The organism is Sediminibacterium sp. FW305-C-269 (assembly GCF_058231045.1).
The window spans coordinates 428,735-453,271 of the sequence record NZ_JBIQXQ010000002.1 but is presented as its reverse complement, the minus strand read 5'-3'; the positions used below and the strand labels follow the sequence as shown (position 1 = coordinate 453,271).

At 47.1% G+C, this 24,537-nt stretch carries 19 protein-coding genes; 5 read left to right on the top strand and 14 right to left on the bottom strand.

What is annotated here, in order from left to right:
• Window positions 1-44: 44 nt before the first annotated feature.
• On the bottom strand, window positions 45-1,127 hold the full coding sequence (locus ACH3Y6_RS07295) for a fatty acid desaturase family protein (protein WP_490834936.1): 1,083 nt from the start codon (window positions 1,125-1,127) through the stop codon (window positions 45-47).
• A gap of 240 nt (window positions 1,128-1,367) precedes the next feature.
• Here ACH3Y6_RS07295 and ACH3Y6_RS07290 point away from each other — a divergent pair, with 240 nt between their 5' ends.
• Entirely contained in the window at window positions 1,368-2,255 is an 888-nt protein-coding gene (locus tag ACH3Y6_RS07290; RefSeq protein WP_490834935.1) for a transglutaminase family protein, read from the top strand.
• Here ACH3Y6_RS07290 and ACH3Y6_RS07285 read toward each other — a convergent pair.
• Both ACH3Y6_RS07285 and ACH3Y6_RS07280 read right to left on the bottom strand, forming a co-directional pair.
• Window positions 2,249-2,689 (bottom strand): GNAT family N-acetyltransferase, encoded by a 441-nt coding sequence (locus ACH3Y6_RS07285; RefSeq protein WP_490834934.1) that lies wholly within the window; start codon window positions 2,687-2,689, stop codon window positions 2,249-2,251. The genes ACH3Y6_RS07290 and ACH3Y6_RS07285 overlap by 7 nt on opposite strands.
• A 116-nt stretch (window positions 2,690-2,805) precedes the next feature.
• On the bottom strand, window positions 2,806-3,216 hold the full coding sequence (locus ACH3Y6_RS07280) for an OsmC family protein (RefSeq protein WP_490834933.1): 411 nt from the start codon (window positions 3,214-3,216) through the stop codon (window positions 2,806-2,808).
• Between the two features lie 128 nt (window positions 3,217-3,344).
• Here ACH3Y6_RS07280 and ACH3Y6_RS07275 point away from each other — a divergent pair, with 128 nt between their 5' ends.
• The 3 genes from ACH3Y6_RS07275 (at window position 3,345) to ACH3Y6_RS07265 (ending at window position 6,377) form a co-directional block, all read left to right on the top strand.
• Window positions 3,345-3,674 (top strand): tRNA-binding protein, encoded by a 330-nt coding sequence (locus ACH3Y6_RS07275; protein ID WP_490834932.1) that lies wholly within the window; start codon window positions 3,345-3,347, stop codon window positions 3,672-3,674.
• Between the two features lie 2 nt (window positions 3,675-3,676).
• Window positions 3,677-4,174 carry a methylated-DNA--[protein]-cysteine S-methyltransferase gene (locus ACH3Y6_RS07270; RefSeq protein WP_490834931.1) on the top strand — a complete coding sequence of 166 codons (498 nt, stop codon included), beginning with the start codon at window positions 3,677-3,679 and terminating at the stop codon, window positions 4,172-4,174.
• Window positions 4,175-4,319: 145 nt separating this feature from the next.
• A complete protein-coding gene (locus tag ACH3Y6_RS07265) occupies window positions 4,320-6,377 on the top strand; it encodes a T9SS type B sorting domain-containing protein (protein WP_490834930.1) in 2,058 nt (685 codons plus the stop codon).
• A 38-nt stretch (window positions 6,378-6,415) separates the two neighbouring features.
• On the opposite strand, the gene ACH3Y6_RS07260 is transcribed toward ACH3Y6_RS07265, so the two are convergent.
• The 6 genes from ACH3Y6_RS07260 to ACH3Y6_RS07235 all read right to left on the bottom strand — a co-directional run bounded on the left by ACH3Y6_RS07260 (window position 6,416) and on the right by ACH3Y6_RS07235 (window position 16,269).
• On the bottom strand, window positions 6,416-6,901 hold the full coding sequence (locus tag ACH3Y6_RS07260) for a cytidine deaminase (RefSeq protein ID WP_490834929.1): 486 nt from the start codon (window positions 6,899-6,901) through the stop codon (window positions 6,416-6,418).
• 72 nt (window positions 6,902-6,973) lie between these two features.
• Complete coding sequence (lepB, locus tag ACH3Y6_RS07255) at window positions 6,974-8,482, bottom strand: signal peptidase I (protein WP_490834928.1); 1,509 nt, start codon at window positions 8,480-8,482, stop codon at window positions 6,974-6,976.
• Window positions 8,483-8,711: 229 nt separating this feature from the next.
• Complete coding sequence (locus ACH3Y6_RS07250) at window positions 8,712-9,872, bottom strand: sigma-54-dependent transcriptional regulator (protein ID WP_490834927.1); 1,161 nt, start codon at window positions 9,870-9,872, stop codon at window positions 8,712-8,714.
• Window positions 9,873-9,949: 77 nt separating this feature from the next.
• Window positions 9,950-12,028: a TonB-dependent receptor gene (locus ACH3Y6_RS07245; RefSeq protein ID WP_490834926.1), complete on the bottom strand. Its 2,079-nt coding sequence runs from the start codon at window positions 12,026-12,028 to the stop codon at window positions 9,950-9,952.
• A gap of 75 nt (window positions 12,029-12,103) precedes the next feature.
• Window positions 12,104-13,090 carry a pyruvate dehydrogenase complex E1 component subunit beta gene (locus ACH3Y6_RS07240; protein WP_490834925.1) on the bottom strand — a complete coding sequence of 329 codons (987 nt, stop codon included), beginning with the start codon at window positions 13,088-13,090 and terminating at the stop codon, window positions 12,104-12,106.
• 257 nt (window positions 13,091-13,347) lie between these two features.
• Entirely contained in the window at window positions 13,348-16,269 is a 2,922-nt protein-coding gene (locus tag ACH3Y6_RS07235; protein ID WP_490834924.1) for a TonB-dependent receptor domain-containing protein, read from the bottom strand.
• A 147-nt stretch (window positions 16,270-16,416) separates the two neighbouring features.
• Between ACH3Y6_RS07235 and ACH3Y6_RS07230 the strand changes: the two genes are divergently transcribed.
• Window positions 16,417-17,349, top strand: coding sequence for a phosphoribosylaminoimidazolesuccinocarboxamide synthase (locus ACH3Y6_RS07230; protein ID WP_490834923.1), 933 nt, complete (start codon window positions 16,417-16,419; stop codon window positions 17,347-17,349).
• 46 nt (window positions 17,350-17,395) lie between these two features.
• On the opposite strand, the gene ACH3Y6_RS07225 is transcribed toward ACH3Y6_RS07230, so the two are convergent.
• From ACH3Y6_RS07225 to ACH3Y6_RS07205, 5 genes are all read right to left on the bottom strand, one after another.
• On the bottom strand, window positions 17,396-19,606 hold the full coding sequence (locus ACH3Y6_RS07225; RefSeq protein ID WP_490834922.1) for a TonB-dependent receptor plug domain-containing protein: 2,211 nt from the start codon (window positions 19,604-19,606) through the stop codon (window positions 17,396-17,398).
• A gap of 48 nt (window positions 19,607-19,654) precedes the next feature.
• Window positions 19,655-20,188 carry a hypothetical protein gene (locus ACH3Y6_RS07220; protein WP_490834921.1) on the bottom strand — a complete coding sequence of 178 codons (534 nt, stop codon included), beginning with the start codon at window positions 20,186-20,188 and terminating at the stop codon, window positions 19,655-19,657.
• Window positions 20,189-20,291: 103 nt separating this feature from the next.
• Entirely contained in the window at window positions 20,292-21,335 is a 1,044-nt protein-coding gene (gene trhO / locus ACH3Y6_RS07215; RefSeq protein ID WP_490834920.1) for an oxygen-dependent tRNA uridine(34) hydroxylase TrhO, read from the bottom strand.
• A gap of 198 nt (window positions 21,336-21,533) precedes the next feature.
• Window positions 21,534-23,975 (bottom strand): DUF5686 and carboxypeptidase regulatory-like domain-containing protein, encoded by a 2,442-nt coding sequence (locus ACH3Y6_RS07210; protein WP_490834919.1) that lies wholly within the window; start codon window positions 23,973-23,975, stop codon window positions 21,534-21,536.
• A gap of 205 nt (window positions 23,976-24,180) precedes the next feature.
• Window positions 24,181-24,528 (bottom strand): hypothetical protein, encoded by a 348-nt coding sequence (locus ACH3Y6_RS07205; RefSeq protein WP_490834918.1) that lies wholly within the window; start codon window positions 24,526-24,528, stop codon window positions 24,181-24,183.
• Window positions 24,529-24,537: the final 9 nt, after the last annotated feature.

Here is a 24,537-nt window from a genome sequence, read left to right as displayed (position 1 = left end):
TTGAATTTTTAATTTTGAATTTTTAATTTTGAATTTTTAATTCGCTAATCATATTTCCCCATCTGACGTAAGAAACGAACATGCGCCACAACAGCCCTGCGCATGGTTGGATACTCGATGTATTGCAACTGGTATTCACGGCAAACATTTCTTACGATCTCACTGATGGCAGGATAATGCACATGGGATATTTTCGGGAACAAGTGGTGCTCGATCTGGAAATTCAGACCGCCTACCAGCCAGCTGATCAGCTTATTCTTGGTGGCAAAATTGGCGGTTGTCTTGATCTGGTGAGCAGCAAATTCATCGGGCATTTTATTGGTGTCAACACTGGCCACAGGAAACTCCGTATGTTCTACGGTATGCGCCAGCTGAAAAACGATACTCAGCACAAAACCGGCGAACAGGCTCATGGTCAGGAAACCGATGATCCAGTTAACCCAACCCACTGCTGCAATCGGGATCACAATAAATACCGCAGCATGGTAAACTTTTACGCTCCAGAATTCGAAATGATCGGCAAAACTCATTTTCTTCAAAGGCACAGAACCGATCTTTTTGGAGAAATATTTCTGGTAATCGGTAAAGAAGATCCAGAACACATACAGCATCATGTACAGGAACCAGAAATAGAAATGCTGGAAACGATGCATTTTATAGCGTTTCTGGGTGGGTGCCATACGCATGAGGATACCGATCTCGATATCATCATCCACGCCATCAATATTGGTGAAACTGTGGTGGATCATGTTGTGCTTCATATTCCACATAAAATGGTTGGCGCCCAGTAAACTGATCGAAGAGGCCGCAATACGGTTCATGATCTTATTGTTACTGAAACTTCCATGGCTTCCGTCGTGCATTACGTTGAAACCGATGGCCGCAACCAGTCCGCCCAGTACCACACATTCGGCCAGGGCAAAATACCACACGGGGGTCCATACCAGCAGGTGAATATACACCAGCACAAAGCCGATGACCATGATAATGGCTTTGGTGAATAACTTGGGATTTCCGGTCGAGTCGATTCCTCTCTCATCAAAATAAGCCTGTACTCTTTTTTTCAGATCGGTGTGCAAAGATTGATGGGGAGTGGCAGGGAACTTGGGGGTGGCAAACTGTGACATAGATGACTTTAGTGATAAAATGCAAAAATACCTATTATCGGTCTTCACAAGCTGTTAATTCTCACTTTTTTACCAGCCTGACCAGCAGAACGATGTAAAACAGGGTTTATTATGTTAAAGCTTCGCCATATTTCCACACCTGTGGGATAACTTAACAGGCCTAGATCCGGAAAAATGAATTTAGTTTGAGTTTGAAACACATGGGGATCAACAGGATGTAACTGTGTTAACAGTCCCCGAATGCTGTTACCATCTATGCAGGAAACCAGAGAGATCAATGCGCTGTTCACGTTAATAGATGATCCGGATGAAGAGGTATATTCTACCGTTTCAGAGAAGATCGTAGCGTATGGCAAAAACATCATTCCCAACCTGGAACATCTCTGGGAGACCACGCTCAGTGAAGATGTACAGGAGCGTATCGAAATGATCATTCATCACCTGCATTTTACCGACCTGCAGAACGACCTGTCCGAATGGCGGGATAGCGCTTATCATGACCTGTTATTCGGGGCCTTGCTGGTGGCCAAATACCAGTATCCAGACCTGCAGACCACACCGGTTTTACAGGACGTGGAAAAGATCCGGCGGAATGTATGGCTGGAACTGAACAGTTTTTTAACACCACTGGAACAGGCCAATGTTTTATCGAGCATCATCTACAATTATTATAAGCTGAAAGGGGTAGAACTGAACTACGAACATCCCGACGAATTTTTCATCCACAAAGTACTGGAAAGTAAAAAAGGGAATGCCATCAGCAATGGTATCCTGTACCAGGTAATGTGCGACCTCCTGGAGATTAATGCGCGCATCATCAATATTCCCAGGCAGTGTATCATTGCCTTCTATCATTCAGATTATGACCCAGCCACGTATGCCGGGCATCCGCAGGACAAGATTCATTTTTATGTGGATGCCACTACCGGTCAGGCTTTCTCACATAAGGATGTAGAGAATTATTTCAAACGTTTATCCGTAGAACCGTCTCCCTCCTATTTTAAACCCAAGACACATGTTCGTATCATCCAGGTTTTACTGGAGGAACTGGCCAAATGTTTTAACAGGCCATCCAACGAATACAAACAACAGGAGTTACTGAAACTGGCCGACCTGCTGGATCAGTAGCGGTAGTAATAGGTTAAGAATTCTTCGTCTTTCTCCCATTGGTTTCGCTCATATACCCGTTGCGCGCGGTGGTTGTGACAGGCCGTCTGTAAAACCAGCCAATGACTAGAAGTATCGGCGCCCAGGTTCTGTGCCGCTTTCAGCAAAGCATCTGCAGCACCGGAACCGCGCGACTCTGTAACCACATACAGATCGTTCAGCACCCATGACCGTTTCAGGCCGATCGAAGAAAATACGGGATAGAGTTGTGTAAAACCCACCAGTTTACCATCCAGAAAAGCCAGAAAGATCTCTGACTCTTTATTCCGGATCCTGTCGGTGAGGAATTGTTTGGCAGCTTCAATGTCGGAAGGCTGTTGATAAAAGATTCTGTACTGGTCAAATAATCCGGCCAATGCATCAACATCTTCCAGCTGCGCTTTACGGATATTCATAAAATTGGTTTTAGCAACGTCGTTTCGGATACAGCTAAGCTATAGAGAAAATTACCGCCAAAGCATGAGATTTCTCATGCTTTTCTGCCCCGAAACAACGTTGGACCTTTCAGTAACTATACCAAAGCAGCTTCCAGCGTGATCTCCATCTGGTAGGCCTTGCTAACGGGACAGTTTGCCTTGGCATCTGCCGCACATTCCTGAAATTTTTCTGCACTGATACCAGGCACTTTTGCTTTTACCGAAAGAGCTGACCGGGTGATCACACCTTCTTCCAGTGAAATAACGCAGCTGGTCTCCAGACTATCGGGTGTAAAACCGGCAGCACCCAGAACAAAAGCTAATTTCATGGTAAAGCAGCCGGCATGGGCAGCGGCCATGAGTTCTTCGGGATTGGTACCCACACCTTGTTCAAAACGGGAGAGATAAGAGTATTGTGTATTGCTCAAAACCGTGCTTTGGGTAGAGAGCGTACCCTTACCTTCTTTTCCCGATCCATTCCAGATGGCAGTTGCTGTGCGTTTCATGTGTACTTGATTTTAGATGTAAAAGAGTAATTTAAAAATGTGTTAATTTGAGAATTTGAAAATGAGAATCCTTCTGTTCATTCGTCTTATTTTCAAATTTACACATTTTCAAATTTTCAAATTGACTTATGATCAACTGGGATGATTTTGAAAAAATAGAGATCCGCAGCGGAACCATACTTGAAGTTACTGATTTTCCGAAGGCAAAAAAACCTGCCTACCAGTTACGCATTGATTTCGGACCTCTGGGTGTCAAAAATTCCTCTGCCCAGGTCACCCATCATTATACCAAGGAACAATTGATTAACAGGCAGGTAATTGCGGTGGTGAACTTTCCGCCCAAACAGATCGCCAATTTTTTCAGCGAATGTTTGGTACTGGGTGTTTATGATGAGAATAATCAGGTAATTTTATTGCAGCCGGACAAACCGGTCCGGAACGGACAACGTATTGGTTAGCCATGAACGAACTGCATTACACCTATTATGAGAGCCCGATCGGCCTGCTGCAGATCGGTGGCACAGATCAGTATATTGGTGAGCTGACTTTTGTAGACAATCCAGACCAGCTGGCCCATGGAGAGCCGGGTATCACCGAAATCATGCACCAGTGTACCGAACAGCTGATCGAATACTTTCATGGTACCCGCCGGGACTTTGACATTCCTGTACACCAGGAAGGCACTGAATTCCAGACAAGGGTCTGGAGCGAACTGATGGAGATCGCCTATGGTAAAACCATCAGTTATATGGACCTCGCCAAACGACTGGGCGATCCTAAAGTGATCCGAGCGGCAGCCAGCACCAATGGCAAGAACCATGTGGCCATCATCGTTCCCTGCCACCGCGTTATCGGCAGCGACCGTTCCCTGACCGGCTACTCGGGTGGCATGTGGCGCAAGAAATGGTTACTGGGACATGAATTCAAGATTGCGCATGGGGTGCAGACGCTGTTTTGAACAGATGAACAGACGATTAAAGAACAGATGAGCAAGGAATGTATGAGATAAGTTCTGATTGCACCTGCTACCACCCACTCATTCATCAGTTCCTTGCTCATCTGTTCTTCTGTTCTTCTCCTTCGAATGCAATAATTTTACATTTATGCGCCAGGTTAGCAGAATCCTATATCTTTTATTATTGGTTTCCGGTTTCAAAATAACAAGTCATGCACAGGCATGCACGGCACTTGGGCAATTACCCACTACCGCTTTCCCTGTTTGCGGGGCAACCACTTTTACACAAAAAACAGTACCCCTTTGCAGCAATGGGAATGTTCCGGCTAAAGGCTGCGGCAACAGCAGTTTCTCTACTGCCAATCCTTACTGGTATAAGTTTACCTGTTATACCTCCGGCACACTGGGTTTTGTGATCACGCCCCTGAATACCATTCCGGAAGATTACGACTGGCAACTCTTCGATATCACCGGACACGACCCGATGGACGTGTTCAAGGATCCCTCCCTGATCATTACAGCGAACTGGGTAGGCACTTATGGCCCCACCGGTGCATCAGCAACTGGAACTTCTGTATTTTCCTGTGCTTCAGATCCGTCACAAAACTTGTCGGCATTTGCTAAAATGCCCGATCTGATCGCCGGGCATGAATACCTACTATTGGTAAGTCATTTTCTTGCCTCCGGCCAAACCAGCGAAGTAGGTTACACACTTGCGTTTTCAAACGGACAGCCTGGAGGCGGTACTGCCAGCATTGTTAACCCGGTGATACCCAAAGTTGCCAACGCCTATGCCATCTGTGATGGTACACAGGTAATGATCAAACTATCCAGCCGCGTAAACTGTAATTCCATAGCACCCAATGGTTCTGATTTTACCATCAGCGGAGCGGCATCCAGAAATATCATTGCCGCTTCAGGTGTAGGTTGCTCCCGTGGGTTTGATTCGGATTCTATCCTGGTTACACTAGACAATCCCTTATCACCCGGGACCTACACCATCACTGCCAAAACAGGAACGGACGGGAATACACTCACAGACAATTGCGAGAATGCACTGGCCCCCGGCGACAATGCGACCCTGCGTTTTATTGCGCTGGTACCAACACCCATGGACAGCATCACGCCTGTTATATGCAATAAAGACACCCTGCAACTGGTATTCAGCAAACCCATGGCCTGCAGTTCCATAGCAGCCGATGGCAGTGATTTCAGTATTACAGGTCCTGCCGCTGTGACCGTAAAAAGCGCTTCGGGTATTTGCAGCAATGGGGTCAGTACCGTGGTTCGCATCGTATTGACCGCCCCTATCCGTACCAATGGAACGTTCACCATCCTCCTGAAAAACGGATCCGATGGCAATCCGCTGATAGATGAGTGTGGTCTCATCACACCCGCCGGATCTACCCTTTCCTTTACCACTAAAAATATCACTACGGCAGATCACCAGGCCCTGGTTGCCACCGGTTGCAAATCAGACACCCTGTACCTTACCCACAATGGCTATGGTGGAACCACACAATGGCGCTGGAGCATTGACAGCCTTTCCTTCAGTAACCTGCAGAACCCGGTATACATATCAAAAGCATTCGGCACCCACCAACTGCAACTGTCCGTAAGCAATGGCTTTTGCAGCGATAGCGTACGCAGCAGTTTCCTGTTCGAAGACCATACGGTTAAAGCAGGATTTGCGGTGGCCGATACGTTATGTCCAACCGATACCCTGCATTTTACAGACAGGAGTTCAGCCAATACCACGGGCTGGTACTGGACCTTTGGTAATGGCGTTACCAGTACACTGCAGGTTCCCGGACCACAATCCTATCCCTTGACCGGAAGGCGCAATAACTACCCTGTGCGACTGGTAGCTACCAACGCATACAATTGTTCCGACACTGCCTATAAAATGATTACTGTACTGGCCAGCTGTTATATTGCAGTGCCTTCGGCCTTTACACCGAATGGGGATGGACTAAATGATTATCTCTACCCTTTGAATGCCTTTAAGGCAGATAACCTGGTATTCAGGATCTACAACCGTTTTGGACAGGTGATCTTTGAAAGCAGGGACTGGACCCGTAAATGGGACGGACGCGTAAACAGTCAACCGCAATCCAGCGGCACCTATGTATGGACGTTGGATTATACAGACCGCGATTCACAGCAGAAAATATCACTCAAAGGAACAACCGTACTGATCAGATAATTAAATCAGCAATTATTAATTACCAATTTCTAATTACGCTAGCCCAGGTCTTCTCCTGTAAAACCAAACGGCAGCAACAAGCTTGATTTAGGAAATATCCAGACCTTTCCTTCCTTGCCGCCTAGTATCAAACGGATAGGATGCTGGAAGCGGTTCTCGTACTCTGCCAATGTCTGCCGGCAGATACCGCAGGGCGAAATGGGCCGGTCACTTTTACCTGATTCAGCCTGGTAACTGATGGCGATGGTTTCAACAGGAACACCGGGATATAAAGAGGATACCGCTGACAACAGCACCCTTTCTGCACAGATGCCCACCGGATAACTTGCATTTTCCTGGTTGCTGCCCGCTACTTTCTGTCCATTGGCCAACAGGGCCATGGCACCTACCCTGAAATGCGAGTAAGGAACATAGGCAATGGCTGTGGCGGCCTGTGCATCGCGCAGTAAAGCCGCATCGGCCGCCGTAAGATCATCGATGGAGGCATACACTTCAAAATCAAAACTGAATTTCTCCTGGCTCATAACGAAACATATTTAGACAAAAAAGTCCTCACAGCGCAATGCTCTGAGGACCCTTCCGTGTTTTAAAGATAGTTATTTTATCCCATTGAACAAACGCTTCCAGCGGGGGCCTTTATCCCAGCTGAACCAGATCAGTGAAGCTTTCCCAACTACATGTGTTTCGGGAACAAAACCCCAGAAACGGCTGTCCTGGCTGCGGTGGCGGTTATCTCCCATCATCCAGTAGTAATTGTATTTGATGGTATAGGTGTTCGTCTCTTTTCCGTTGATGATGAATTTTCCGTTGGTCTCTTCCAGCTGGTTGTTTTCATAGTTAGAGATCAGACGGCGGTACAGAGCGATATTCTGCGGGCTTAGTGTGATCACGTCTCCTTTCTTGGGAACGGTGAGTGGACCATAATTATCAACCGTCCACGGGAAATTGGTTTCGTCATTGGGGAAAGTGACACCGATCTGGTTATCGGAATACGGGGCCACTGCTTTTACATTGGGTTGTTTCTTTACTTTCTGTACCTCTTCCGGAGTAAGGTTAAAGATCAGGGTTCCGGGTTTATCGATGGTACGCACCTGGTCGCCGGGATTGTCGATATCTATGCCCAGTTCCTCCCGCAGAAACTCTTCTGAAAAATTGGTACCGTTGGTCTCCACCAGGTAATCACTTTGCGATGCCGGGGGCAGGTATGCGGGCTGGTTATTTACGAAGAGGGTACCATTTTTCACCTGCAACACATCGCCACTGATCGCCACGCAACGTTTGATATAATTGTCCGTTTTATCCATCGGGTGCACCAGTAAGGGCAGACCTGATTGCGCAAAAGCTTCACGGTCTCCCCGGTAGGTGAACCGAAGCACATCATAATAAGGATTGGCACTGCCATACTCGGGCAGGTTGATGATGGTATCTCCCGCAGGGAAATTGAATACCACCACATCATTCCTTTTTACTTCGGTGAATGCCGGTAACCGTTTATACGGAAGCTGGACCTCTTTGATGTACGAAGGAACCGTTTTGGTGAAAGGCATGGTATTGTGTACAAACGGAAAAGATACCGGCGTTTGCGGTATGCGTGCCCCGTAACTCATCTTATTCACAAAAAGAAAATCATTGATGAGCAGGGTTTTCTCCATACTGCCTGTCGGGATCACATAGGCTTCAAACACAAAGGTCCGGATGATGGTGGCTGCAACAACGGCAAACACGCCCGCATCGATCCACTCGCGCGAAGCGGGTTTGTGGTAATGCTTCAGTATCTCTCCACCATACCATTTCTCCTTTTCAGAAAAACCGAGATAAGGGAAATAAATAAAAGGAAAGAAAACGGTCAGCGTATGGGCGATCAGGTCCACTTTCTTGAAGTGCATCACAAAAATGATCGTGATCCAGATGGTGATAAACTGGCCCGCTATAGGGATCAGCTGCAACCAGAACCAATATTTGCGAATGGCTGTTTTTTCAACGATCAGCCAGGTATTGTAAAAAGGCACCAACGCTTTCCAGGGCTCGATACCCGCTTTTTTGAACATCCCATACATACCCACATGCCAGCCAATAACTCCGATAATGAATACAAGTAAACCCATAGTTTGTGATTAAGTGTAACAAAAATATCCTTTTAGGGGAAAAGTAGTTAAAATGGTTAAAAGGGTTAAAGTAGTTAAAATAGTTAAAGGGGGTGAAACGAAGGGAAATCGTTGGAGGGGTAGATAAACAGGGTTGTATCGTGCCAATTAACAGTCCGCCTTTAACCCACTTTAACCATTTTAACCTCTTTAACGATTCTAACCCACTTTAACCCTTTTAACTACCCCCCTACCTCGGCAGCACATACGCCTCCACATCACTCAGGCTGATCTCTTTGCCGGAAAGGATCACCAGGCGCTCCACCACATTCCTGAGTTCACGGATATTGCCTGTCCAGTTATGTTGCTGCAGGGCTTCCAGTGCTTTTTGCTCGATGGATTTTACCGCCTGCCCGTATTCTTCGGCTATATCTGATAAAAATTTCTCTACCAGCAGCGGTATGTCCTCCCTGCGCTGATTCAGTGAAGGTACATGGATCAGGATCACGCCCAGACGATGATAGAGGTCAAGACGGAAATTTTTTGCATTGACTTCTTCCAGCAGGTCCTTATTGGTAGCGGCGATCACACGCACATCCACAGAGATCTCTTTATCGCCACCCACACGGGTGATCTTACCTTCCTGCAGGGCGCGCAACACTTTGGCCTGTGCAGACAAGCTCATATCCCCTATCTCGTCCAGGAAAAGGGTTCCGCCATGAGCCTGCTCAAACTTGCCGATGCGTTGTTTGATGGCAGATGTAAAAGATCCTTTTTCATGACCGAACAATTCACTCTCAATCAGTTCGCCCGGTATGGCCGCGCAGTTCACTTCCACAATAGGCGCCCCTGCCCGGTTACTTTTCTCATGCAGCCAGCGGGCCACGAGCTCTTTACCGCTACCATTCTCTCCGGTCACCAACACCCGCGCATCAGTGGGCGCCACTTTTTCAATAGTGTCTTTTACTTTCAGTATCCCTTCACTGGCACCGATGATCTCCTGCACGCGGGATACTTTCCGCTTCAGTACTTTGGTCTCTTTCACCAGCGTGGTCTTGTCCAGCGCATTGCGGATGGTGATGAGCAGCCTGTTCAGATCCGGTGGTTTGGAAATATAATCAAATGCACCTTTTTTCACTGCATCCACAGCTGTTTCAATATTACCGTGCCCGCTGATCATGATCACCGGGGTTTCCGACTGGGATTCGATCACTTTCTGCAGGAATTCAATCCCGTCCAGTTTAGGCATTTTGATGTCGCAAAGCACCACATCATAACTGCCGGAATTGAATTTCTTCCAGCCCTCTTCCCCGTCAGTGGCTTCCTCTACAGAAAAGCCCTCATTGCCCAGGATCTCCTTTAATACGTTCCGGATGGCTTTTTCGTCGTCGATGATCAGAATATTCGGCATATCGCTCCTATTTACTGCTAAGATAAGTGTTCATGGCTGCGGATTCATTACAGCCAAAATGTTAAGCTTTTGTTGCATCAGAACCGACATCGGACCCCGGCAAAGAAATTTCTGTCCGGGGCTGGGTTATAATACCTTTTTCCCAAGGCATTGATATCATTACCCAGGCTGTATCGCTGGTTCAGCAGGTTATCTATCCCGATGAACCAGTCGAACTGCTGTTTTTTTTGTCCGGTCCTGTATCCCAATTTCAACTGTACCAGCTGGTAAGCATCTGCCAGCACATCATTCCCATCTGTCAGGGGCAGACTACCCGTAGCATTAACGGATGCATTAAGGTACACCCCATTTCGGATTTCAATATCCATGCCAGTTACCCAGATCGTACGGGGTACACCTGTCAGATTTTTTCCGGAATAATTGATACCTGACTGCTGGTATTCTTCAAAACGGTAGGGTTGATAGCTATAACTGCTCCACAGGTTCCAATCGCGTACCAGACGTTTTCCGTCGCGTATCAAGCGGTATTTCAGCCAGGTTTCCAGGCCGTTCTGCCGGGTGCTGCCCGCATTGACAAAATACTCTGCACCAATGGCATTGGTCCGGCGGACAATGGCATTCTGCAGTCGGAAGAAATAGGCCGCTACATCAAACTGCCAACGGTTATCTGCACTGGCTCCCTTAATACCGGCTTCTATGTTCCAGCCATATTCTGCCTCCAGATTGCCATAATAGTTGCCGTCAGAAGGTCTTACTTCGGCAAGAGCGGGTGGTGAAAACCCTTTGGCAGCCAGCAGGTACACGGATACTGCTTTACTTACCCGATAGGCGATCGCCAGTCTGGGAGTTATCACGCCGCTGATCTTTTTCTGGACAAAACCGGTACTGGCCGGATCTGTTGTTCTTTGGTAACGATAGGATGAGTTGTTGATACTGACACCTGCAGTCAGTATCCATTTATCAGCCAGACTCAGCTGTGCCTGCGAAAAAGCGAACCATTGCACCGCATAGATATCATCCCGGAACTGAACGGTATCCCTATTACCGGAACGATTACCAAAATTGTCGATAAGAGAATGGTTGTGCAGGTATTCTGCCCCATTGATCCACTGAAAACGAAAGGCAGCATTGGATATAGTGTACACCAGTTGTGAACCGGCACTCAAATTTGCCTCAGCCCTTTTTTCATAATTGGTAATGAAAGGATTGGCAATGGAGGAATGATGCGCACTGAGAAAGTTCTTCCATGTCCATTGTTCACCCAACCGGATCTCCTGCTGTATGGCTGCCAGCAGGGTTTTGTTATAGATGGCCGTTTTTTGCTGAACAGCACCGGGTAAACTGCCGGCAGGTTGCCTTGCCAGTTTGGGGTTCAGCTGCATCTGTGCCAGTGTAATACCGCCGGGTGTCTGGTAATACAGGTCGGTATACCATGCCATGAACCGGATCTGCTGCCCGGCTGTTTGCCAGCTGAGTTGCCATTTCACCATATCTTTCCGGGAAGCAGATTGTTCACGGTAACCATCCGCCTGTTGGTGGCTTTGCTGTATGGAGGAGCTGATCTTCGCATGACTGTACTCCCAACCCAGGTGTTGCTGAAAAAGCCCATAGGACCCTCCCAAGATACCTGCCGTAAACCGGTGTTCCTTTTGCCGGCTATACGGAGGATCGGAACGTAACAATACAGCCCCGCCTGTACCGGCTCCATATACACTGGCGGCCGGCCCTTTGATGATCTCCACTGCCGTTAGCTGTGTCAGGTCTACCAGGTTCAGGTAAGTATTACCACCACCATCGGTAAGGGGAATACCATTCCAATATACTTTCACATTACGCACGCCAAAAGGAGAGCGTAACAGACTTCCGCGGATGGATAAACGGTAGCTGGCAGGCGATCGCTCCTCTACACGGATTCCCGGCACCATATTCATCACAGGTACCAGTGAAGCTGAGCCATATCGTACCAGCTCATTACGGCCCAGCAGTGCCACGGCAGCCGGAACAGCTTTCCATTGCAGGTTAGATTGAAAAGCCTGTACGGCCACTTCAGGTAATGCAGTATCCGTAACCGGCACTAACCGGGCAGAATCAGACCGCTGCGAAAAAAGCAACAGGGGAAAAAAAGCTACAGGCAAAAGGGGTAAGAGACGTTTCATAAAGTATCCAAAAATCGGCCGGAAAATAAAAACCCGGAGCTTTTGGTTCCGGGTCTGTGGTTGTATTGAATATCGTTATTTTTTCAGGTACATGACTTCTTTCACCAGTTTCACGGTCCTGGTCACATCTGGTATGGCCAGTGCCGCCAGGTTGGGAGCGTAGTGCATAGGTGCATCTGCACTGGTGATACGACGGATAGGTGCATCCAGGTAATCAAATCCTTCTTTCTGGATCCGGTAGCTGATCTCTGAAGAGACAGAAGCGAAGGGCCACTGCTCTTCTACAATCACCAGACGGTTGGTCTTTTTCACGCTTTCCAGGATGGTATGCCAGTCAAGCGGACGGATGGTCCTGAGATCGATCACTTCTGCGCTGATCCCTTCTTTTTCCAGTTCAGCAGCAGCAGCAAGCGCCACTTTCATCATTTTATTAAAGGACACAATGGTCACATCACGACCCTGTTTCTTCACATCCGCCTTACCGAGCGGGATATAATATTCTTCATCAGGAACATCAGACTTGTCGCCATACATCACTTCACTTTCCATGAACATAACCGGGTCCTGCTCATAACGGATAGCTTGTTTCAGCAATCCTTTGGCATCATATCCATTGGAGGGAGATACCACTTTGATACCGGGAATATTGGCGTAATAGCTTTCAAAAGCGGTAGAGTGTTGCGCCCCCAGCTGACCGGCACTTCCGTTAGGTCCGCGGAACACGATGGGGCAACCGATCTGGCCACCACTCATGGCCAGCATTTTAGATGCGGTATTCAGGATCTGGTCCATGGCCAGTACGGCAAAGTTCCAGGTCATGAATTCCACCACAGGGCGCAGACCATTTTGAGCAGCACCTACAGCTACAGCAGTAAAACCCAGTTCAGCAATCGGGGTATCAATCACACGTTTACTTCCAAATTCTGCCAGCATTCCCTGGCTTACTTTATAAGCACCATTGTATTCGGCAACTTCTTCACCCATTAAAAAGACCCTTTCGTCTCTTCTCATTTCTTCACTCATGGCTTCACGCAAAGCCTCTCTGAAAGCAATAGAACGCATTTGATCGGTTTTAAAATGAGCAGCAAAAATATAAGATTATCGGGTACAAAACCAAAAATGCTTGCAGGCATTGGCTATGAGCCGTGAGCTGATAGCTGCGAGGCGCTTATTTCTGAACTTCAGGAATAAGGATGCATAGGCCACAATAAAGATCCCCCGCCATTTCCGGCAGGGGATCCATTTGTATATTCATAGCTTAATTTACTGTGTCGCTCGTAGCTCATGGCTAACGGCTCACAGCCACCTAAGCTTCTCCCTTAAAACACATTATATCCAAAACTAATATAATACAGACCGCCGATCTGGGGATTACCCCATCCAGTACGGTAGTATTTGTTGAAGATATTGGTGCCACCGATCTTGATCAGGGATTTGGTGGAAGGCAGTTTGTAGCTTACCGATGCATCTACTGTACGGATCCAAGGCACCATACCGGCTCCGAAAGTTCCTTCGTAGTAGAAGCTGTTAGCCCACCTGTATACGATATTGAATCCGAAACGCTCGCCTTTTCCAAATCCTGAATTTGCCAGGGTTGCATTGATCCTGTATTTGGGGGTGTTGAAATAAGACACGAAACCAGCAGGCAGCGATCCGATCTCATCGTGGTAGATATTACCACTTACTGAGAAGTTTTTGGGCAACAGGTATTCTGCAGAAGCTCCCCAACCGGAAGTTTTTACATCACCCGGTGTATTCACAGAAATACTGTAGGCAATACGTTTATTGGCATCCAGTACATCATAGAAACTGGCAGGACCACTGGGTGCATTTCTTGCCTGTATTACGGTTACGCCGCTCAGGAAGTCTTTGTACCTGGCCCAGTAGGCATATACATCAATCAGTAATCGCTGAGCAATCAGGCCTTTGTAACCCACTTCAAAAGACTGGCTGGATTCTGGTTTGAATTCGCCAAACTGCTGCTGTTGTAACAGACCTGTATTAGGAGCTCCGGCTACTACGCTGGCGCCAAATGCCTGTACACTTGCCAAAGTATAGGCCGGGTTGGTGCTGAATTTATAGTAGTCACGCAGTTGTGGCAAACCACCCATCAAACGGGTGCCACCACCCACCAGCAGGTTGATCCACTGATTCTGGGTAGTTGGGAAACGATATGCCTGCTGATAAGAGAAACGCAGGTTATGGTCTTTCGCCAGTTTCAATACGGCTGAAGCCCTTGGTGTAAAGCGGCCTTTGAAATTGGAGTTCTTATCGTAACGGGAAGAAACGGTCAGTTTCAGCACGTCGTTAAACAATTTCTGGGATAACTGTGCATAAGCACCAAATTCATTGATCTTGATCGGTGAAGTGGTATCTGCAAACAGTGTACCCTGTGAATTCAGTTGGTACTGGCGTGCGCTCAGGCCAATCAGCAGGTCGGTTCCGCTTTTGGTCAGGCCAAGGTCTTCGCTCAGGTTGTACTGTCCTTCAAATACATTCAGCCTTGACCTGTCGAGGAACAGACCACCACCCTGCGAAATGGGCTTACCTGCTACACTTTTAAACAGATCGGTAGCACCGATATAACCGGTGGGTCTTCCCTGGTCTGCCACACCCCTCGCTGCATTATGGGCATCAATATTGGCAAGACCTGCATCAAGATAAGAAGAGTATGCTGCCATGTATTGAGGATACCATGAAGAACTTGCCTTCCAGGCTTCGTTGAATAAACGGGTGGTGATGGTAGCGTTGAAAGAGCTACCGGAGTTCTCATGCGTGGTATACGCTCTCATATACCAGTTCTTGCTCTTCAGTTCCAGTTTGAACTGGGCCATTTTCAGGTCTTTCAGAGAGTAGCGGTCACTACCGGTATACACGCTGTTACCGGTTCCGAAATTGGTCTGGAAGATAGCTTCCGTCCTGTCGGACAGTTTATAGTGAAGTGCACCTGACAGTTTAAAATTAACCGTATTGGGATCTACCACATCGATCTCGTTGTAACCGGTTCTGCTCACAGACTGGTTATTATAAAAATTACGGCTGGGAGATGCTCCGTATAAAAGCGGAGAAACTCCGGCTGTTACCAACGCACCGGCACCGGCAGCACTCAGGAAAGTATTAAAATTCGCAAGTCTGGCAGCAGGATTAGCGGCCAACCAACCATTGAATGCACCCAACTGGGCACTGCTTAAACCTGCTGCAGCAAACACCTGGCTCGCTATGGTGCTGATGTTCTGAGATGTTTCGTCACCATACACGTTTACGCCATCATAGTTAGGATCAGAGGTTCTCCAACCGGGAATCGCAAATCCGTTGGCTGAACCTGTACGGCTGTAGTTTTCTGTTTGGTTAGCCAGCCAGTCCTGTGCCTGTGTAAACTGAGCACCAATCTTGAAGGCGAATTTCTCTGATACTTTCTGTGCCCAGCGAACAGTCCAGTCGTAGAAAGGAGATTTAGGACGCTGGTAAGCATCAATATCCTTAATACCCTGTTTGATCTGGAAGCTCAGGCCCTGGTATTTGAAAGGGCTCTTGCTATTAATCAGCACGGTACCATTCATACCGCCTGATCCATACAGCGCTGAAGATGCACCCGGCAGCAGTTCAATATTCTCTACGTCCAGTTCCGTTAAACCTACGATGCTACCTACAGAGAAGTTCAGACCTGGGGCCTGGTTGTCCATACCGTCCACGATCTGGTTCAACCGAACGTTACCGCTGTTGTTGAATCCGCGGGTACCTACACTACGGAAAGTTAAACTGGCCGATACCACATCCACTCCTTTCAGGTTGGTGATCATATCGTAGTAGTTGGTAGCCGGTGAGTTCCGGATAGCAGCTGTACCAATTCTTTCAATGGATACGGGTGACTCAAGAATTCTTTCCGGAACCCTTGAAGCCGCTACCACCACTTCATCACCCAGGGTGAAGGAGGCATCTATATCTACATTCACTACTTCATTGTTGTTCTTAACAATTACTTCCTTGTTAAGATATCCGACAGAAGAAAATACCAGTGTAAATGGCAGCTTCTGTACGGTAGAAAACTTGAAATTACCCTTGTCATCGGTAAAGGTTCCTGTAGTCGCTCCTTTGATCGTAACCGAAACAGCTGATATGGCCTCTTTCGATTTACTGTTTTTTACACTACCGGAGACAGTAGTCGATTGCTGGGCCGTTGCTGATACACAGATCATAGCACCCACAGCCAACAACCCGTAATGGGTTAATAGTCTTCTCATATTAGGCAAGTTTTAAATGAATTGTAACTAAAAATAGCATTTGTTAGTTTTACTTGAAAATTTAATTTGTTCACAAATAACGGTCTTCTGTTGAGAAAAATTATGTTCACTACCCCTTATTTATCAAGGCACTAACTAATTTTGGGCATGTCTTCTTACCAATTTCCCTTTCAGACCAACGTATACCACGGCAAAGTCAGAGACGTATACAGCATCAAGAACGACTGGCTGGTGATGATTGCCAGTAACCGTATCTCCGCTTTTGATGTGATCCTGCCCCGCCCCATCCCTTATAAAGGACAGGTTTTAAACCAAATAGCTGCCTATATGCTGGAAGCTACGCGCGATATCTGTCCCAACTGGCTGGTAGAAGTCCCCACACCCAACGCTTCCATCGGAAAACGTTGCACCCCTTTCAAGATCGAAATGGTGGTCAGGGGTAACGTGGTAGGACATGCCTGGCGCACTTACAGCAGCGGCAAAAGAGCACTTTGCGGCGTAAGCATGCCGGAAGGACTGAGAGAGAACGATTTCTTTCCCACTCCCATCATTACCCCCTCTACCAAGGCAGATGCGGGCCATGACGAAGACATCTCTAAAGAAGAAATCATTGCTAAAGGACTGGCAACAGAAGCTGAGTGGGCCCTACTGGAAGACTATACCCTGAAACTGTTTGCCCGCGGTAAGGAAATAGCCGCTTCCAGAGGTCTGATACTGGCCGATACCAAGTATGAGTTTGGCAAGATCGGTGACACCATTTACCTGATGGATGAAGTGCATACCCCGGATTCTTCCCGTTATTTTTATGCGGAAGGATTTGAACAAAGGCAGGCCACCGGCGATAAACAAAAACAGCTGAGCAAAGAATTCGTTCGCGAGTGGCTGATTGCTAACAACTTTATGGGCAAAGAGGGACAGACCGTTCCTGAAATGACTGATGAATGGATCGACACCATCAGCAAAAGATATATTGAACTCTACGAAAAAGTGATCGGCAAAACATTTGTGCCGGAAGAGATCAGCGAGAAAGAAACTTTTGAGAAAATTCAGATCGCATTGGAGAGACTTCTACTCCCCTAATGTAAGGGATACAAAAAGGCCGGGTTTGAAGCCCGGCCTTTTCATTTTAGAAATTCACTTTCAGGCTCATGATAAAATTTCTTCCCGGAGCAGATATGCCGCTGGAAAAATAACGGTAGTTCCTGTCGAGCAGGTTTTCTACCAACAGTTGTGCACTGATGGCCCCGCCCAGTTTTACCTGTCCGCGTAAATTCAGACTGTACCAGGAAGGCATCCCTTCCGGTGTAGCATACTGCTGGTTATCTTCCCCATTGGGATTATAATCGGCTATACGTTTCCAGCCATTGAACAACACATAGGTTTCAGCCTGCCAGGTTGTTCGGATATGTTTCAACCCTACCCTGCCAAATACCGGCGGAATATGATCCAAGGGAACCGTAATACCCGCACTGCTAAATTTACCCTTGGTGTAAGTATATACAGCTTCCAGGGTTGTGTTCCTTTCCGGCTTCCATGATGCGTTCAGGCTAAAGCCGGTTACCCAGGCCCTTGCTTTGTTTTGCGGAGCAAATACACCACTGTTCACATTCTGGTAAACAATGCTGTCGCTTCCGTTAAACCGGAATTTATCCACCACAATTGCATTGCGGAACCAGGTATAAAATACAGATCCGCCAAAACTGAAACGTTCTGTGAACTGGTTCCAGTTGATCTCTGCATTATATGTATACTCTGGCTTCAGGTCTTTGTTGGGTACCACCACATAGCCCGTTTTGGTATCAAATACCTTGGTCAGATCATCTACGTTCGGAGACCGGAATCCACTGCTTAGCAGGAATGCCAGCCGGAACCTGTTGGCATTGGCATACACCAAACCCAGATTGCCGGTGACCGCTGCATGATTCTGAACAGCTTTGTTAAAAGGTAAATGCATGAGACTGGTATCTGCAAAACGGGCGTCCATATTTACCAGGTTGAAACGAAGGCCGTCATTCAATGTCCATCCATCATTGATCTTGTAAATATGCTGCGCATACAGGGCATTGGAGCTTATTTTGGTAGGCCCGTCACTGTAGCGGGTAGTGATTCGGCTAACGGCGCCTGTTACCACATTCATCCGCTCGGCAGTGGAACGTACATAATTGGTGTACGATTCAACACCAAAATGCAATTCATGTTTACCACTGTAATGTTTGGCATCCATATTAAAACCCCAGACATTCACACGCTCCCAGCGGGAATCGCGGTTATTATTTTTAAACCTGCGGGTAATGCGGCTTTCTTCAATATCCTGGTAACTGGCCACCAGTCTTATCTCCTTGAAAAATCCATCCTGCTGGTTAGCGGAGAACTGGTAAGACAACAGGTTCCTTACCTGTGGCCCATAATACCATTCGGCATACGCCGGTGTAGTGCCTGCTATTTCCGAGAGCCTGTCGTACCGCTGCACATTCCCAGAATTACTTAGCTGTATGTTCAGCAGGTGCTGGATATTGGCTTTTGGCTGAAACAGGATCTTTTGTGTGATATCCGTTTGCCGGTAATCGCTGCCGGTCTGTTTATTCGGATCAGGATTTACAAAAGCACTGTCGGTATTCCCATAACGCTGAACGATAAAATTCTTCTTGCCAAAATCAGGATACGCTGCCTGGCGACTGGCGCCCTGACGCATATCGCCAAAACTTCCATAAGTGACCGAAGTAAGCGAGGCCCACTTTGTGCCACCGATGCTTAGGTCCACATGGGCTTTGGCTTCTTCCGTTGCCGTAGCATACCGAACCGATGCCGTGCCGCCAACGACTGTTTTTCCTTTTGCGGACAGTACAGGATTCCGGGTATACATATTCACCACACCTCCCAGCGCATCGCTTCCATACAAAGTAGAAGAAGGGCCGTACAACACTTCCACCCGATCAAGGATATTGTTATCCACAGTAATGATGTTTTGCAGGTGACCGGAGCGGTAAATGGCATTGTTCATGCGAACCCCATCCACCATCAACAATACACGGCTGGCTTCAAAACCACGGATCACAGGACTGCTGCCCCCCTGCTGGCTCTTCTGCACAAACAGCGATCCGGTATTGAGCAGGATGTCACCTGTGTTGGCCTGGTTATTCAGAGTATTCTTGTCGATGATGGTTTTTATGGATTGAGTAAGATGTCTTAAAAGTTCCGGAAATTTATTGGCATATACTACCACGCTGCCCAGGTTTACGGGTTCTTTCTGCACCGTATCCTGCCAGCGTGACTGCTGCGCATGTGATATAACAGGTAGTATCATGGCAAATGCCATGATACATGATAGTTGTTTCATTCAATGATTTTTAAATACGGGATATTCTGTCAGTAAGGGTTGCTTAGTTTACACGACTTCTGGAGGTGGTGACAGGATATCGCGAACCTGGCTGATGAGTTTGCTCGGTTGCTGAGGTAATATTTTTTGGGTAAGTACCACTATTGCCGCGTTAACGGAATTCTGTTGTATGTCAAATACTGATAACAGTAGTTTCTGATATCCGGTTTTGGTGCCTGTGGATGATTTTTGTTGCCGCTCGTGCATCCCGCTGATGACAGTGAGCAGTTCTTTCTCCGCATGATCGTTCACACAATATACCGTAGCACGGGAGCCGTGTAATTCAACAGAAATGATATCATACAGGTTGCCTTTGTAACTAAATTCCTTACCGGATTCTTCCCAATGCAGTTCAGGGTCAGCTATTTGTCCGTTGGAAGCTGCAAAACTGAATACGGTATGATATGAACTTTCCCTGTGTGTGCGCAGCCAGGTCTTCATGGCTGTTTTCAGTTCCCAACGGTAACCCATAGCTACCAGCTGGTAACCTCCCATGTAGATCACCATGCAGAATAAAACGAATATGGCGGCAGTTCTCTTCACAGCAGTTAATGTGCGAAAGATAGTAAATAGTTGAAGAGAGCTATGGATAAATTGATGAACGCAGCACTGCCATCAGCAGCACTCCATTCACCGGTTCAAATGATCATTTTACCGGGGGTGATATTCTTGGGCGAAGTCTGACCTGACTTTTGTTAAAGATATTCTGTCCGTTCTCTACGCCTTTTCGGATTTCCTTTTGACGTTCTACCGGCATATGGATGGTTTCCTTGCAGGCGGTACTGCAACAGCCATCCATTGCTTCAGCACATTCCTTACACTGGATGAAAAGCAGGTGACAGCCATCATTCTTACAATTGGTATGGTTATCGCAGGGTTTGCCGCACTGGTGGCAGCTGGCAATCACGTGATCCGTAATGCGTTCTCCCAAACGATCATCAAACACAAAGTTCTTGCCGATGAATTTGCTTTCAAGAGCTGCGGCTTTGGCCTGGCGTGCATAATTGATGATACCGCCTTCGAGATGGAATACGTTCTGAAAACCCTTGTGCAGCATGTAAGCGCTGGCTTTTTCGCAACGGATACCGCCGGTGCAATACATGATGATATTCTTTTCTTCATTACCCCTCATCATATCCACGGCCATAGGTAACTGCTCACGGAAAGTATCGGAAGGGATCTCGAGCGCCTTTTCAAAATGCCCCACTTCATATTCGTAGTGGTTACGCATGTCGATCACGATGGTATCAGGATTCTGCAGCAATTCGTTCATTTGTGCTGCATTCACATACTTGCCTTTTCTTTCCATGCTGAACCCCGGATCATCAATACCATCCGCCACGATCTTCTCACGCACTTTGATCTTCAATACCCAAAAACTCTTACCGTCATCATCCACGGCAATATTCAGCCGTAAACCATTCAGCGGTTCTATAGAGTACAGAAAATTCCTGAAATCCTCAAAACGGTCAGTGGGTACACTCATCTGCGCATTGATCCCCTCTTTCGCCACATAGATCCTTCCGAATGCCTGTAAAGCATGCAGGTTTTTATAGAGGTAATCCCGGAACTCATGTGGGTTCCCGATGGGGAAATAACAGTAAAAACTAATAGTGGTACGTGGGAAAGTTTCTTCCATGAGGCGCTTCTTCAGCTCCTCGTTAGATACACGATTGTGCAGCAATGCCATAATAAATCATTTTAGACATCCCCATTACAGGAATGTTCCGTTATCAATGGAGCCACTTGCAGGGTGGCCAAAATTCGGGGCAAAGATAGGAAATTGTGAATCGTGAGGCGTCAGTCGTAAGTAGAGAGTTCTTTTAGTATTGTTTAAAACGAAGTTGCATCTGATCTCCCCCAAAAGCGCCCACTCACGATTCACGACTCACAAGAATGGCACTGCCACCCTAAACCCGCTCGGACGGGCACCGCCGGGGATAAATCCCTGCACAAAATCAACACGGATCAGCTTACCGATATTTTCAATGCCAAAAAGAAGTTCATAGTACTCCTTTCCGTTCCTGATATGTAGTGCATTGGCGCCGGTAACAAAGAACCAATTCAGTTTTTTAAATCCGGGAATCTTGTTACTCAGCAACCCATTCAGGTGGTACTCGGCATGTGCGGCAACACTGAAGCTGGCGAGATTACTGTACAGATAATACGGCGCCAGTTGAAAACTGCTGAGCTCACGTGAGGCAAAAATGGTCTGGTTACCCAGGTAATGCTGGTAATCAGGTATAAATGTTCTGGCAGCATCAAAGAACCCACTGGCGGCGATATGATAGGAAAACTTACCGGCCAGCTTCAGGTCCAGATCATCACTGATGGTCAGACGCCATTTGGTATAATCCACATCGCTTCCCAGCAGTCTGGGTATCCCCTTTGTAATAGAGGCTGAAAAAGTAGGATAATCAGACCCAAGGCTGATTGTACGATCAGGAAATTCGATGTAATCGGCACCTGGCCGCCAGGTAACCCCGGCAGTGATCACGGTAGCCTGGTTTCTTGGCATGGGTGTTTGGGTAAGATCTACGGGATAATTGGGCGTGAAACTTTTACCTGATCCTTTATTCCAGCTTACCGGATCTGCCAGGTTACCCAGCGCAAACCTGTCCTGGAACTGGAAACCGGCGTTAATGCTAAGACCATTACCGATACCGGTGGTATACACCAGTCTGACATAATTGGCCTCATATATTTTCATATGATTAGCCTGCGATAATAACGTACTTAACGTATTGATCCGGGCAGTGATGGGGTTACTGTTGTTAAATTGAAACACAGTTCTTCCTGCGGAGATATTGATGCCCTGGAAATATTTTTTACCGAAGTTGTACCCCAGGGTCAAGGAAGGATTCAGGTGACGGTTGGTAATGCCATACCTGATATCGGGGTTCACAGATAAAAAATTCCTTCCTTCGAAACGCCGGGTATACCTGGGCGAAAAAGCCACTACAGCACCTTCCACTGTATTGTAATTGAGTGTACTGAGCAGGGAAGGCAATTGTATGGTTTCTTTTCTTTTTCGCACAGTGAACGTCTGCCCGGTAAACAGCAGCCTGGAAAGCCTGATCCTGTTACGTTTGGCATCCAGTGAATCGAGATAACGGGAATCTTTCCGAACCTGCTCCAGGCTGTCTTTCTTTTTGTAATCGCGTAACTCTTCCGAAAGCAGAGGCAGTGGGCGGATACTGTCCCAATAAGCCATTGACTTTTTATTGGAACTGTCGTAGAACTTCAGGATGGTATGGTCGAAGAAGCCGGGTTTGAACTGGGGGTCCATGTTAAACTTATCATACACCTGGACAAAACTGCCAAAAAAATCAAACCCGAAAATCTTTCCGGAAGGATAGATCACCTGGTTTTTGATGACCCAAACTTTACCCGATGGCACATACAGTTGTTGTATCCGCAAGGTATCCAGCAGCTGCATTTGCTGGGCCTTTACCAACAACAGGTCTACACTCTGAATACGCCACTCATTTTCCACGATATGGATATACCCGCTGAACAGGGGTTCGTAGGCCCTTCGGGGAATTACTTTAATCCGGCTTATTTCCCGTCCGTTCTCAAAAAAAGTACCTGCAAACTGATACTTGTAAAAATTGAACGCACCGTTGGCGATCGGGGAAATAAAACCGCGTGGATTCAGGTCCTCTCCCACTGATATATTATTCTCATAAAATGAGATGATCTGTGGTTCGCTTAATCCGAATGCACCACTTCGGCCGCTTACTTTGGTAGAGACCACTTCCACTTTTTCTTTCGCAGGAAGCTGCACCGAATACCTGGCAACGGTTTCTGAAAGGAAGATCATTTTACGCTTGCTGGTATCCCCATCTTCAAAATCGATCTTTCTTCCCATGAAGGAAGCAGGGAAACTGCGTAATTGCATCTGTCCTTTGATATACACTTCGCACTGGAATTTCCTGATCTCATTCAGATGAGCCTCTCTCCTGGCGATGGCTTTCCGGATGATGGCATAAGCAGGATCTTCTGCGCCGCTTTTCACTTCTACATCTTGCAGAGTGTACCGCTGTTCTTCCAGATCAAAATCAATTGTCTGGTCTGCCTGGCTTACCTGGATCTTCTTTTCCGAACTGGCATGACCAATGTACTGGCAAAGGAGGGTATAGGAACCCGTACCTAACTGCAGAGAATAGATTCCTTTACTATTGGCTGAAACACCCTGGGTGGTACCTTTGACCAGAACAGAAGCGAATGCCAATGCCTGCCCTTTATTATCGCGTATGGTTCCGCTGATGGTAGCAGCCCTCAGGTTACTGAGACTGAAAAAGAAACAAATGAGTAGCCTTATTCTCATAACGTACGGTTGTTACGAAATTAGCGGCAAAATCCGGGCTTGAACCTGACGACCAATAAATAAACGTTGAGTTTAACGTATTCTTAAACAGCAAAAGGCTTGTAAAAAACACTCTCCCGAAAAACGGTAAAGGAATAAATGATTTTTCAGCCTGCAGTTCCTGCGGTATCAGTTCCTCGATGATAACGGTTCTGGTACAAATACATTATTTCCTCAGGTAACTACCTGTCAATGCCGCCAATCCGCTTACTAAGCCACCTACGATACCCGTTATCAGGATCAACACCAGGTAAGAACCGCCCAGTGGCAGTATGGCAGCCACTTTTGTAGAAAGGATATGTTCATTGGCCGCATCTTTGATAAAAGCCAGCGCTACCCAGAGAAGAAAAAGCCCCAGAAATCCGGATAAAAAGGATTTTCCCGGCCGCTGGTGTACCGCAGCCGATACCAACAGCGAACTGAACACAAAACACCACCAGGGAACTGTGCTGTAGATACCGAGTACATATGCAAGAAATCCGGTTAATACAATGGCTGTGATGGTCTTCTTCATATCGTTTAT